Source organism: Butyrivibrio sp. WCE2006, assembly GCF_000701985.1.
Classification (GTDB): Bacteria; Bacillota; Clostridia; order Lachnospirales; family Lachnospiraceae; genus Butyrivibrio.
Genome location: NZ_JNKH01000008.1, coordinates 76080 through 89771 on the forward strand (window position 1 = coordinate 76080; position 13692 = coordinate 89771).

The 13692-nt window shown below is 38.9% G+C and carries 10 protein-coding genes; 8 read left to right on the top strand and 2 right to left on the bottom strand.

Going from position 1 to position 13692, the window contains the following annotated elements; all coding sequences use genetic code 11:
- Nucleotides 1-3: 3 nt before the first annotated feature.
- Nucleotides 4-876, bottom strand: coding sequence for a 4-(cytidine 5'-diphospho)-2-C-methyl-D-erythritol kinase (gene ispE, locus T501_RS07590; protein ID WP_081843079.1), 873 nt, complete (start codon nt 874-876; stop codon nt 4-6).
- A 565-nt stretch (nt 877-1441) separates the two neighbouring features.
- Here ispE and T501_RS07595 point away from each other — a divergent pair.
- Both T501_RS07595 and T501_RS07600 read left to right on the top strand, forming a co-directional pair.
- The gene (locus T501_RS07595; RefSeq protein WP_044914118.1) at nt 1442-2089 is read left to right on the top strand and encodes a hypothetical protein; all 648 of its coding nucleotides are present in this window, start codon (nt 1442-1444) and stop codon (nt 2087-2089) included.
- A gap of 272 nt (nt 2090-2361) precedes the next feature.
- On the top strand, nt 2362-3642 hold the full coding sequence (locus T501_RS07600) for an O-acetylhomoserine aminocarboxypropyltransferase/cysteine synthase family protein (RefSeq protein WP_044914119.1): 1281 nt from the start codon (nt 2362-2364) through the stop codon (nt 3640-3642).
- A 106-nt stretch (nt 3643-3748) separates the two neighbouring features.
- Here the strand turns inward: T501_RS07600 and T501_RS07605 are convergent, their stop codons facing one another.
- Nucleotides 3749-4222 (bottom strand): type II secretion system protein, encoded by a 474-nt coding sequence (locus T501_RS07605; protein ID WP_026510951.1) that lies wholly within the window; start codon nt 4220-4222, stop codon nt 3749-3751.
- Nucleotides 4223-4399: 177 nt separating this feature from the next.
- On the opposite strand from T501_RS07605, the gene tig reads away from it, so the two are divergent.
- From tig to guaA, 6 genes are all read left to right on the top strand, one after another.
- Nucleotides 4400-5653 (top strand): trigger factor, encoded by a 1254-nt coding sequence (gene tig, locus T501_RS07610; RefSeq protein ID WP_044914120.1) that lies wholly within the window; start codon nt 4400-4402, stop codon nt 5651-5653.
- A 15-nt stretch (nt 5654-5668) separates the two neighbouring features.
- Entirely contained in the window at nt 5669-7060 is a 1392-nt protein-coding gene (gene asnS, locus T501_RS07615; protein ID WP_026510953.1) for an asparagine--tRNA ligase, read from the top strand.
- A 299-nt stretch (nt 7061-7359) separates the two neighbouring features.
- Nucleotides 7360-8595, top strand: a complete 1236-nt coding sequence (locus T501_RS07620) for a glucosyltransferase domain-containing protein (RefSeq protein WP_155994811.1) — start codon at nt 7360-7362, stop codon at nt 8593-8595.
- Nucleotides 8596-8837: 242 nt separating this feature from the next.
- Nucleotides 8838-10277, top strand: coding sequence for a C40 family peptidase (locus tag T501_RS07625; RefSeq protein WP_044914122.1), 1440 nt, complete (start codon nt 8838-8840; stop codon nt 10275-10277).
- A gap of 38 nt (nt 10278-10315) precedes the next feature.
- On the top strand, nt 10316-11746 hold the full coding sequence (locus T501_RS07630) for a deoxyguanosinetriphosphate triphosphohydrolase (protein WP_044914195.1): 1431 nt from the start codon (nt 10316-10318) through the stop codon (nt 11744-11746).
- Between the two features lie 105 nt (nt 11747-11851).
- Nucleotides 11852-13507, top strand: a complete 1656-nt coding sequence (gene guaA, locus T501_RS07635) for a glutamine-hydrolyzing GMP synthase (RefSeq protein ID WP_044914124.1) — start codon at nt 11852-11854, stop codon at nt 13505-13507.
- The last annotated feature ends 185 nt before the right edge of the window (nt 13508-13692 follow it).

Below are 13692 nucleotides of genomic sequence, written 5' to 3' on the forward strand. Positions count from 1 at the left end.
ATATTAAACTGTTGTAAGTGGCTTTGTGATGAATAACTCCGGGGCAATACCTTTGCTCTGCAGTTCTTTTACAGCATTTTCAGCATGTGAAAGATCTTTATTATCGAAGATACCAAAAACTGTAGGACCACTTCCGCTCATACGTGCCCCCATAGCACCGTTAGCAAGCAGAATTTGGCGTATTTCTTCTATAACAGTATATTTTCCGGATGTTATAGGCTCCAATACATTGCCAAGACGTGCTGTTATCCCTGAAAGATCATGGGCTTCAATGGCATCTTTGATGCCGTCTATATCAGGATGATCTTCAATAGGAGCGGAGTCCAGGGTTGTATAAGCCCAGGCTGTGGAAACGTCGAGCGCCGGCTTGGCTATAACGATATGGCATGATGGCATGTCTTTAAGCGGAGTAAGAATTTCTCCGATTCCTTCAGAAAGTGCTGTGCCACCCTTGATGCAGTAGGGAATATCTGCACCTTTTTTTATAGCAAGATCACATAACTGCTCTATGGAAAGTGACAGATTCCAAAGCTCGTTTAATGCGATATATGTTGCAGCAGCATCTGTACTGCCACCTGCCATTCCGGCTGCCATGGGAATATGCTTTTCCAAATGGATTGTAGCGCCTTTGTCCGGAACATTGCAGTAATTTCTTAGCTGGTCAGCGGCTTTCCATATGAGATTATGCTCATCTGTAGGAATCCTGGGATCATCAGTTTCTATGACTATTTTGCTGTCTGTTCTTTCAGAAAAACTAAGTTTATCAGATAGATCAATGCTTTGCATTATCATTCTTACGAGGTGATAACCATCATCCCGCCTGCCTGTGACATCAAGGCCAAGGTTGATTTTTGCATATGCGTTTCTAGTGATCAAATTTATTATCCTCCATTAATTATAAGAACATGATCAGATAAGACATCTAAGGCATAATTTTTCTTAGGAAAGAAGAAACCATATTTGACCGGTCTGCATCTTTAATTAGAAAGTATACCCGGCAAAGGTATAAAATTAATGTCCAAAGATTATCTTAGCTGTTTGTATAATAGCACAAAATGACCCAAATAGTTAAAACAGGCGGAGTTTATAAATTGTTTATGGGATACATTTATAAGAAAAGAGGCAACAATAATTTTATATTTTTTTAATTGAAAAGTATGGAAAAACTACTTAAGGTTAAAGTGATATAAGACGATAAATAAGATGAGTAATACTGTAAGTATGTCTAGTGTCTTGTCTGAATGACAATTTGATAAATTACTTGTCTAATTCTCAATACGCTTCGTCATCTTCAATCGCCGTAGCCACCGCTACGACTCATTCAGATTCCTAGCCTATTGAGAATGATTCTTCGTAATTAAATCAAAAGTCACCCAGACAAAACACTAGGCATACATAGTCGTATCGGCGTCAGATCATTTGGCGTAGAAAAGGAGTTCATATGGGCGTAAACGGAGTTACATGTTTAGACCAGGCCAGCACGTATTACGAGCCGACAACGACCGCAAAAGCCGCAGAAGCTACATCTGAAGATAAAACGGCAAAGACCGCTGAGGCAAAAAACGATAAGGCTGCGGTTTTTGAAAAGTCGGATAATACCAGTGCCGTAGGTTCGACCAATAAAACCTATAAGAAGAATGAAGCAGTGATCAGTATGTTGAAAAATGACCTTGAAGAGAGGCAGAATCAGCTTAAGGATATTGTTTCACAGATGATGTCAAAGCAGGGCGTTGCCATTGGAAAAGCTGATGATATCTGGTCATTTTTGGCAAAGGGTGATTTTACTATTGATGAAGCTGCAAAGAAAAAGGCGCAGGAAGAGATCTCTGAGGATGGCTATTGGGGAGTTAAGCAGACTTCACAACGCATTTTGGATTTTGCAAATGCATTAACAGGCGGGGATCCCGGCCAGATTGACAAGATGCGTTCCGCATTTGAAAAAGGCTTTAAAGAAGCCACAAAATCCTGGGGAAAAGAATTGCCTGATATTTCAAAGCAGACATATGATGCTGTGATGAAAGGGTTCGATGATATGGCAGCTAAGAATAATACAGAAGCGCCGGTTGAGGATAACCCTGAAATCGTTTAAAGCTGAGATTTTAAAGTGATCACAGTCTTCGGTGTTTTATGCGGTTTTATTGAGTTTTGGGATAAATTTAATTATGAAAGAAGGGTATAACCTCTTTCTCTGAGTAGTTTCGGAGAAAGAGGTTTTTATATATAAGCAGATCTTATAGGTAACGTAAGTGTATAGTGATTGTATTACCTATTGACATGGTAGGCAAATAGAAGTATTATTTTTTCAACAAGTTACAGAGACGAAAAAACAGCTTAAGAGCTTTGCAAGAGAGGAGAAAAGGTATGAGCAATTATAAGTTTGAGACACTTCAGTTACACGTTGGGCAGGAGCAGCCTGATCCGGCAACAGATGCAAGAGCGGTTCCGATTTATCAGACCACTTCCTATGTGTTTAGAAACAGCCAGCATGCAGCAGACAGATTCGGACTTGCTGATGCGGGAAATATTTATGGAAGACTTACAAATTCAACTCAGGATGTTTTGGAAAAAAGAATCGCAGCTCTTGAGGGCGGTAGTGCAGCACTTGCGGTTGCATCAGGAGCAGCAGCAATAACATATACAATACAGGCACTTGCAGCAAATGGTGGACATATCGTTGCTCAGAAGACCATCTATGGTGGAAGCTACAATCTTCTTGCACATACATTACCGCAGTACGGTGTAAATACAACTTTTGTTGATGCACATAATCTTGATGAAGTAGAAGGTGCTATTCAGGATAATACAAGAGCTATATATCTTGAAACATTGGGAAATCCTAACAGTGATATTCCGGACATTGATGCGATTGCTGAGATTGCACATAAGCATGGACTTCCTCTTGTTATAGATAATACATTCGGAACACCTTATCTTATCAGACCTATTGAACATGGTGCAGACATTGTTGTACATTCTGCTACAAAGTTCATCGGAGGTCATGGTACAACTCTTGGCGGAATAATTGTTGAGTCAGGAAAGTTTAACTGGAAGGAAAGCGGCAAATATCCGAATATCGCTGAGCCCAATCCCAGCTATCATGGTATATCTTTCTATGATGCTGTTGGCCCTGCTGCATTTGTAACATTTATCAGAGCAATCCTTCTTAGAGATACAGGTGCTACTATATCACCATTCAATGCATTCTTACTTTTACAGGGTGTAGAGACATTGTCGCTCAGACTTGACAGACATGCAGAGAATACCAAGAAGGTTGTAGAATTCCTGAATTCACATCCTCAGGTTGAAAAGGTTAATCATCCTTCAATTGCAGATCATCCTGATCATGCACTTTATGAAAAGTATTTCCCTAACGGAGGTGCATCCATTTTCACATTTGAAATTAAGGGTGGAAAAGAAGCAGCATGGAAGTTTATCGACAATCTTGAGATATTCTCACTTCTTGCAAATGTTGCGGATGTAAAGAGCCTTGTAATTCATCCTGCTACAACAACTCATTCCCAGCTTTCCGATGAAGAGCTTAAGGATCAGGGAATAAGTCAGAGTACAATCAGACTTTCAATAGGTACGGAACATATTGATGATATTATTGCAGACCTTGAAAAAGGCTTTGCAGCAATATAAATAATTTAAAATTTGCCATTATTAAAAATATCCTTTAACCAAAAAAACATCCTTAATTCATAAGCTTATGAATTAAGGATGTTTAATTTTTTTGATGTTTATAAGATTATTTAACGGGCTTTGCACCGGCTTTTTCCTGAGCCTTAGCAACAAGATTTTTCCAAAAGCCTTTCTTTTCTTCAACTACTGCATTGCCACCACGAATACCTCTTACAGATAAAACGTAGATACCGCTGACTTCTGCCTTAACCTCTTTCTTTACCGGAACAGAATCAAAAATCTTTTCATCACAAACGAGATTCATGATCTGAGGACCAACCTTAACTTTTAGGATTGGAAGCTTGGAACGGCGAAGGAGCTTAGGTGTGTTCTCAAGAACTGCGGAGGGAAGACCAGCTTCATTGATTCTCATTCTCTTTTTATCAATGATAAGCATCGAAACACTCTGTTTCATTGCCTCCATCTGTGCCTGTTGCTCTTCCTGTCGTTTCTGAGCCCGTCTTCCGAGAATTGTAAGCACAACCAGAGCGATTGCGAGTATAACAAAGATTACTAAAATAACGATTAATACCGGATTCAAAACATTCCTCCAAATTTAAAACTAAACAATTTATTAAATATTACAAGTTTCTGTGCAGATTGTATTTTATCATTGAATTGCGTATCAGGCAACAAAATACTTTAACATAAGAAGAAACTGTGCTAGTATAAAAAAAGTTTATTTTAATATGGAAGTTAAATTAAGGAGTAAATATTTATGAAAAAATTTATAACTGCAATGACGGCTGTAGTAGTTGCTGCCAGTATGCTTGCAGGATGTGCAAAATCCGGAGCGGGTGCAGATGCTGCATATCTTAAAGATATTGATTTAGATAAGTATGTGACACTTGGAGATTATAAAGGCGTTTCAATTGAGGTTAAATCCCCTGAGGTTAATGACGAAGAAGTTGAGCAATACATGCAGTATATCAGCTCTTCAATGAAAGCTACCGTTGAGGTGACTGACAGAGCTGTTCAGGAAGGCGATACGGTAAATATTGATTATTCCGGCAAAAGAGCTGATACCGGAGAGGTATTCGATGGTGGTACTGCTGAAGGTTATGATCTTACAATAGGTTCCAAAACATTTATAGATGGTTTTGAAGATGGTCTTGTAGGTGCTCAGATTGGTGAGACAAGGGATCTGAACCTTAAATTCCCTGATAACTACAGTGCTGCAGAGCTTGCAGGAGCAGACGTAATCTTTACCGTAAAGGTTAACAGTATTAAAGTTAAGCCTGATCTTGATGATGCATATGCTGCTTCACTGGGAATTGAGAATGTTTCAACAATTGATGAGCTTAAGACTTACCTTAAAGACAGACTTCTTGAGGAAAAACAGACAGATTATAAGAACGAAGTAAACTCAAAAATACTTGAAGCTGTTACTGCCAATTGTAAATTTGTTGAGCCTCCCAAGTCTGCTTTGGAAAGATTCAAAGGACTTTACAGCGATCAGGCTAACATGGTTGCATCATATTACTCAGCAAATTATGGAACTAACTACACAACAGATCAGGTTCTTTCAATGATGATGGCACAGGAAGGCTTTTCAGGTGAGCAGACTGAGTATCTTGATAATAAATCAATAGAGCTTGCAGAGCAGTTTATCATGCTTGGAGCAATTGCCAAGCTTGAGGGAATTGAAGTGACAGAGGATGAGCTTAATGAGAAGCTTCAGAATGATATGACCAATGCCAATATTACTGCTGAAGAAGGCAAGACAATTGACAGTGTTGATGAATATAAAAAGACTGTAGATGTAGAAAATATTGAAGAGAATCTCCTCACTAATAAGGTGATTGAATTCCTTGCTGAAAATGCTAATGTTACTGATCCTGCACCAACTTCAGATGCAGCAGAAGCAGAGAGCAGTGAAGCTGAGGAAGGTAACGATACTGCAGAGGATGCAGAGGCAACAGAAAGTACAGATGCGGCAGCTGGTTCAGAAGAAGCAGATACTGCTGAGTGATAATAGGAGGCAAGAATGGAACTGACAGATATCAGAGAGCTTTTTCAGGCTCCGGAGAAATATGCTGATAAAAAAGTAACAGTTGGTGGATGGATCAGAAGTATCCGCGATTCAAAAGCAATTGGATTCATTGTTTTGAATGACGGAACTTATTTCACACCATTACAGGTAGTATATTCAGATAGTCTTAATAACTTTGCTGAGGTAAGTAAGTTAAATGTTGGATCAGCAATAATAGCTGAGGGTACAATTGTTTTGACACCAGGCGCAAAGCAGCCTTTCGAAATGCAGGCTGAGACAGTCACAATAGAGGGACCTTCTACTCCGGATTTTCCTCTTCAGAAGAAGCGTCACTCCCTTGAGTTTTTGAGAACTATTCCTCATCTGCGTGCCCGCACAAATACATTTGAGGCAGTGTTCAGAGTTCGTTCTCTTGCAGCATATGCAATACATTCATTCTTCCAGGAGAGAGGTTTTGTCTATGTTCACACTCCTCTTATTACAGGAAGTGACTGTGAAGGTGCAGGCGAAATGTTTCAGGTAACAACCATGGACTTAAACAATGTACCTAAGACAGAGGATGGACAGGTTGATTACTCACAGGATTTCTTCGGAAAACCAGTTAACCTTACAGTATCAGGACAGCTTAATGTTGAGACATATGCCTTTGCTTTTAAGAATGTTTACACTTTTGGACCTACATTCAGAGCAGAGAATTCTAACACAACAAGACATGCTGCAGAATTCTGGATGATCGAACCTGAGATGTGTTTTGCAGATTTGAAGGATGATTGTGATTGTGCTGAGGCTATGCTCAAGTATGTAATTAATTATGTACTTGAAAACGCTCCTGCTGAGATGGAGTTCTTCAATTCATTTGTTGATAAGGGACTTATCGAAAGACTTAAGAACGTTGCTAATAGTGAATTCGGAAGAATTACTTATACAGAAGCAGTTGAAATACTTAAGAAGCATAATGACCAGTTTGATTATAAGGTTGAGTGGGGCTCAGACCTTCAGACAGAGCATGAGAGATTCCTTACAGAGCAGGTATTTAAGAAGCCTGTATTCGTAACTGACTATCCTAAGGAAATAAAGGCCTTCTATATGAAGCTTAATGAGGATGGTAAGACAGTAGCAGCTGCTGATTGCCTTGTACCTGGAATTGGTGAGATTGTAGGTGGAAGCCAGAGAGAAGATGACCTCGAAATCCTTGAAAAGAGAATGGATGAGCTGGGACTTAAGAAGGAAGATTATCAGTTCTATCTTGATCTTCGCCGCTATGGATCAGTAAGACATGCAGGATTTGGTCTTGGATTTGAGCGCTGCGTTATGTATCTTACAGGTATGGGTAACATTCGTGACGTTGAGTCATTCCCCAGAACAGTTGGAAACTGCGACTTATAATTATGGATAGAATCAAAAAAGACATAAATTCAATAGTAGCGTATATTTTTACCCTGGTACTCATTATTTTTGCGTACCAGGGATTTTATAGATTTGGGTTTGGATCAGATACAATGATTCATTATCTAAGTCCGCTAATTAACATCGAGTCTGAATTCACATATGGTCGTTATATCCCGTTTGTTATGGAACTGCTTCTATATAAAATGGGAATAATATTGCCTGATAAATATAAATATTTCTTTATACTCCATATTTTTATTGTGTCCCTTGGTGCGTTTATATATCAGCAAGTCATCATGGCAAAGGTAAAAAAGAATAGTGAATTTGGCAGTATTTATGAAGAGTATTTCGGAAGAGCACTTCTTATTTTGCCTTTTATCAGTACTCTGTTTTCAGAATATCTGATGTTTCCTGAGTGCTTTGTTTACAGTTTTTATGTGTTATTTACTGCAATCGCGCTTTATTTTTTTGCCGGGAAGAAATATGTCTTGGCTGCCATATTCATGATACTTGGAGGATCGACATATCAGGTCTCTGTAATTGTCTGTGCAATATATGCACTTTTGTACATTCTGATCGAGGGCAACTATGTGCTGAATATTAAAATGCTGGTAAGAGGACTTATAGTTTCTTTCAGCTGTCTTTTTGTGGGACTCCTGAATTATGAATCCACCAAATTGATGCAGTTTTTGGGAGTTATGACAGATAACCCGAAGCCCATTTCATCGGTGGGGGTTCTGGATAGTATAGCCGGTGTAATAAGACTTTTTTGGGACTTCCTTAAAAATGGAATAGGACTGCTTCCGGTTCCTTTTATAAATCTGTTAGTTGTTATTGTAATCACTTTATTACTCATAATTTCGCGTAAGAAGGAAAATGAAAGAGTATTTACGTTCCTGTTTGCAGGAATTGTGATGTTTTTACTTGCGCTGGCGATTCCACTTATTCAGTCTAAGGCACCGCGAGTTATATATACGCTTTATGCTGCGCTTGGATGCATGACTTTTCTTGGATATGTTCAATTAGGCGCAAGGGTTAAAAAGTATGCGCAGGCTGTAACCATGATTGCTGTTATTGTACAGATTTTTTCCTGCCAGCAGATTGCCATAAATCACTACATATCCAACACGCAGGATTTAGCATGTGCAGAAGCTGTACTTAATAAAATTGACAATTATGAAGAAATAAATGGAGTTACGGTAGATGAAATAGCTGTGTGTGTAGATGATGAGTCCTTTAATTACTACGAAAATGTCTACTATACATTAGATCAGATAAATGAGCGTACGTCCAGAAATGTAGCGTATAGTCTTTTAGAGTATACGAACAATCTGAAATACAGCGCAGATGATAATAATTTCGTTAATACAGAAGAGACAAATGGAACTCCTTATGGAAGGCGATTCAAAAAGAGTTCTATGTCCGGGAATAAAGTCAGAAAAAAGTATTTCAAAGATATGAATTGGGATCATTTTGATGTAGATGAGCAGGTAGTGATTGATGGTAACACTGCATATTGGTGCATCTATTAAGATATATGTTATACGTAAGCTTATGTGATCGCCATTACTTCAATAGCAAGATGATACCGGCTAATGATTGAAAGGTAATAATTTGTAGGTGATAACTGCATATCAGATGATCTTTGAATAATCAAATTTATTTAATGCCTCCTTACACATAATGTGTGAAGGAGGTATTTTTCAAGCAAAAAATTGTTCATATGATATAATTAATATGATAAAAAGTTTTGTTTATAAGCAATGGGGAATAAATGAAAAGATTTAATTTTAAGATATTTAATAGGATATTGTGCATAGGTTTAACTGCAGCTACGCTTACTATTACTACGACTACGGCTTTTGCTACAACAAGTGAAGAACTGAAAAAGCAGCAGAAAGAACTTGAGAAGCAACAGAAGGAGCTTGAAAAACAGCAGAACGACATTGAGTCTCAAAAAAAGGAAAGCCAAAGTGGATTAAACAGTGCAAATCAAAACATCAGTTCAATCCAGGGAGAACAGGCTGAAATCCAGGAAGGAATTGATGAAGCTAAGGAAGAACTCACAGGGCTCCTTACAAGTATTGATCTCATTCAGGCAGATATCGAAGACACACAGATAAAAATAGAGAAAACACAACAGGAATATGAGGAAGCAAAAGCACAGGAAGAAACTCTCTATGATGCCATGAAGAAGAGAATAAAATTCATGTATGAGAAAGGAGAATTTTCTTATGCTGAGATTCTGCTTCAGGCTGAAAGTGTTGGAGATATGTTGAACAAAGCCGGTTATGTAGAGGAATTGTATGACTATGATAGAACTAAACTGGCTGAATTTATAGGAGCTAAGGAAGCTGCAAAGCAGTATGGCGATGAGCTTGAGGAGGCTAAGTCTGAGCTGGAAACTTCTCAATATGAGCTTAAGGAAGAACAGGCGCATGTTGAACAGGTAATAGACCAATATAGAAAACAGTATGCCAATTTTGATGTTCAGCTGGCTAAAGCAAGGCAAAGTGCGGCATTATATACCGCGCAATTGCAGCAGCAAACGGCTCAGATTAAAGAATTACAGGCTAAAATTGATGCCAAACAGGATGAGGTAAAGAAAACTAAAAAAGCCGCTGATGCAGCTGCTTCAAAGGAAGCGGAAGAAGCCAGAAAAAAGAAAGAAGCAGAGGAAGCTGCAAAGAAAAAGGCTAAAGAAGAAAAAGAGGCAAAGGAAGCAGAACTACTTGCTCAAAATAATGATGACGATGATGATCCGGATGATGGAGACAACACTCAGGAGAGTTCATCAGATGCATCAAATGCTGCCAGTGAAGCTTCATCAGCAGCACCGGCAAATACAGTACCTGCTCCGTCGGGTTCTGCGACAGGTCAGAATATTGCTAATTATGCATGCCAGTTTGTTGGTAATCCTTATGTTGCGGGAGGAACAAGTCTGACTAACGGCGCTGATTGTTCCGGCTTTGTATATGCTGTTTATAAACAATTTGGAATAACTGTTCCAAGATCATCATATTCACAGGCAACATACGGCAGAGAGGTTTCATATCAGAATGCTCAGGCAGGAGACGTTATATATTATGGCGGACATGTTGCAATCTATCTTGGTGGCGGCAAAATCGTTCATGCAAGTACCGCCAGAACAGGAATAAAATATGAAAATGCGACATACAGGACGATATTGACTATTAGAAGATTTGTAGGATAATCTTGCCAGAGGCTGAGATTGTCAGAGGAGATTTTATATTGGAGTGGAAGAAATTACTTTGTGGAGAACGAATCAGGCCAATTAGCAGGCATGAAGGCTCAAAGGATCTGAGGAGTGAATTTGAAAAGGATTATCACAGAATAATAGGAAGTGCATCATTTAGAAGACTTCAGGATAAAACGCAGGTTTTTCCATTGGATCAATCTGACTTTGTGCGCACCAGGCTTACGCATTCACTGGAAGTATCTTCATTTTGTAAATCGCTTGGACAGAATATTGCGAGAAAAATTGTAACTGAAATAAAAGATGAGAGCTTTGAAGCATCATATCAGCAGGATATATGCGATATTCTCCAATGTGCCGGGCTTTTACACGATATTGGAAATCCTCCTTTTGGGCACTTTGGGGAGACCGTGATAAGAGAATGGTTTAAAGAGAACCTGCCAAAGCTTAATTTTGAGCTGGATTCCTTTGGAGAAGGGAAAACTTTAAGTCAGATTCTAAATCCACAGATGCAGAATGATTTTTACAATTTTGAAGGTAATACACAGGCTTTGCGACTTGTTACCAAACTTCATTATCTTGTTGATGAACACGGTATGAATCTTTCCAAGGCTCTGCTTGCTACAATAATAAAATACCCGGTATCTTCACTGAACGTAGATAAAAAAAGTAAGGATATCTGCTGTCACAAAATGGGTTACTATTATGCAGATAGAGAGCTTTTCAGAGATATTGAGTATTCCTGCGGATTAAACGGAAGACGGCATCCATTAACATACATATTGGAAGCTGCTGATGATATTGCATATAGGACTGCAGATATTGAGGATTCATATAAAAAGGGAAGAATCAGCTTTGATATATTATTGAGGGAACTTGAACTAAGATGTTATGAGGATAATTCTGACAAAGAATACCGATCACTTATAGAAACACTTAAATACAGATATGAAAAGGGTATTGAACATGGAGTAAATGATCCCGGAGAATATGCAGTACAGAACTGGATAGTTGCAGTTCAGGGCAAGTTGATTTATCAGGCGACAGAAAGCTTTGCTTCACATTATACTGCTATAATGGATGGCTCCTTTGGGCAAGAACTTCTTGACGGAACTGAGGGCAAGCATATTGTAGATGCACTTGGAGATATAGCCGTAAAATATGCCTTTAATTCAGAACCTATACTTAAGATAGAAGTGAGCGCTAATCAGATTTTGTCTTATCTTTTAGACAGACTTGTTCCTGCAGCCATTTACTATGATACAGATAAAAAGCTAAGACCTATCGATTTGAGAATGATTTCATTTATCTCTGATAATTATAAAAGAATATATCACATCTATTCAGAGGGCAGGCCGAAGGATGAGAAATTATATTTAAGGCTTCTGCTTGTTACAGATTACATATGCGGAATGACAGACAGCTACGCAAAAAGATTGTATCAGGAGCTTAATGGTCTGATTTAATATAGCTTTGATTTGTGCTTTTTGCTTGCATTTTTCCTGTATTACATTTATTGTAATTGGAGCAATAACTTGTTTTTATAATAATCACCTATGAAAGAGGATAATATGGCAAGAGAAATGGTTGTAGTTCTTGACTTTGGCGGACAGTATAAGCAGCTGATCGCAAGACGTGTCAGGGAATGTAATGTATATTGTGAGATACACCCTTACAATATCGGGCTTGATGAACTTCGCAAGATGAATCTCAAAGGAATCATTTTAACAGGTGGTCCTAATAGTGTTTATGGAGATCAGGCAGTATTATGTGACAAGGAGCTTTTTAATCTTGGAGTTCCGGTGTTGGGCATATGTTATGGTGCTCAGCTTACTGCATTTTTAAATGGTGGTGAGGTTAAGACCGCTCCAGTAAGTGAGTACGGGAAAACAGAAACATTTTTGGATACTGCATCAGCACTTTTTAACGGTTTTGTTGAAAACGAGGAAGGTATTCCTGTTCGTTATTCAGATAATGCTTTTGAAAGCGAGCTTAATGATGGAGAAATCGGTGGTGCCAAGGCTGTTGTTACAACATGGATGAGCCATACTGACTATATTTCCAAGGCACCTGAAGGCTTTAAGGTAATTGCTAAAACAGCAAACTGCCCTGTTGCAGCCATGGAAAACCAGGATAGAAATATTTATGCTGTACAGTTCCATCCGGAAGTAATGCATACAGAGTGCGGTACAATGATGCTCAGAAATTTCGTTATGAATATTTGTGGCTGTGCCGGTGACTGGAAAATGGCTGATTTCGTTGAACGCAGCATAAAGGAAATCCGCGAGAAGGTTGGAGATGGTCGTGCTCTTTGCGCACTCTCAGGAGGAGTGGATTCATCAGTAGCAGCAGTTCTTATGAGTAAGGCCATAGGTAAACAATTAACCTGCGTATTTGTAGATCATGGTCTTCTTAGGAAAAATGAAGGCGATGAAGTTGAGGCTGTATTTGGTCCTGATGGTGACTATGACCTTAATTTTATTCGTGTAAATGCTCAGGAAAGATTTTATGAAGCACTTAAGGGTGTTGAAGAGCCTGAGAAGAAAAGAAAAATAATCGGAGAAATGTTCATCCGTGTATTTGAGGAAGAAGCCAAAAAGATTGGCGCGGTCGATTTCCTCGTACAGGGAACGATTTATCCCGATGTTGTAGAAAGTGGAATCGGAGAGGGTGCTGTTATTAAGTCCCATCATAACGTAGGTGGACTCCCTGATTATGTTGATTTCAAGGAAATAATTGAACCTCTCAGAATGCTCTTTAAGGATGAAGTAAGAGCTTCAGGATTGGAGCTTGGAATTCCTGAACACCTTGTTTTCAGACAGCCTTTCCCCGGACCGGGACTTGGAATCAGAATAATTGGTGAAGTAACTGCTGAGAAAGTAAGAATTGTTCAGGACGCAGATGCAATATACCGTGAGGAGATTGCAAAGGCAGCAGCATCCTACCGCGAAGAGAATGGTAAAAATCCTTCCTGGTTACCTGCTCAGTATTTTGCAGCACTTACAAACATGCGCTCAGTAGGCGTTATGGGAGATTTCAGAACCTACGATTACGCGGTTGCCCTTCGTGCAGTAAATACTTCAGACTTCATGACAGCTGATGCTACAAACCTTCCTTGGGAAATATTACAGACTGTTATGAACAGAATTATTAATGAGGTAAAGGGAGTCAACAGAGTAATGTACGATCTGACTTCTAAACCACCGGGAACAATTGAGATGGAATAATATTTCCGAGTATATTTAGTGAATGCTACACCCCGGAAGTTGTATGAAACTGCAGCTTCCGGGGTGTTTCTTGCTTTTTTGATTATTTTGAGTTATAGTCTTTTAGGTTTCTAACTTCTAAGTTTTTCTTTTTTGTGGCATGTATTATCCGGCCACTCAGAATCCATTATAATATGACACTCGAT

Coding starts and splice junctions, on each gene's coding strand:
- T501_RS07620 (WP_155994811.1), top strand. CDS start 7,360: ATGGCAAAGGTAAAAAAGAATAGTGAATTTGGCAGTATTTATGAAGAG.
- T501_RS07625 (WP_044914122.1), top strand. CDS start 8,838: ATGAAAAGATTTAATTTTAAGATATTTAATAGGATATTGTGCATAGGT.
- T501_RS07600 (WP_044914119.1), top strand. CDS start 2,362: ATGAGCAATTATAAGTTTGAGACACTTCAGTTACACGTTGGGCAGGAG.
- tig (WP_044914120.1), top strand. CDS start 4,400: ATGAAAAAATTTATAACTGCAATGACGGCTGTAGTAGTTGCTGCCAGT.
- asnS (WP_026510953.1), top strand. CDS start 5,669: ATGGAACTGACAGATATCAGAGAGCTTTTTCAGGCTCCGGAGAAATAT.
- T501_RS07595 (WP_044914118.1), top strand. CDS start 1,442: ATGGGCGTAAACGGAGTTACATGTTTAGACCAGGCCAGCACGTATTAC.
- guaA (WP_044914124.1), top strand. CDS start 11,852: ATGGCAAGAGAAATGGTTGTAGTTCTTGACTTTGGCGGACAGTATAAG.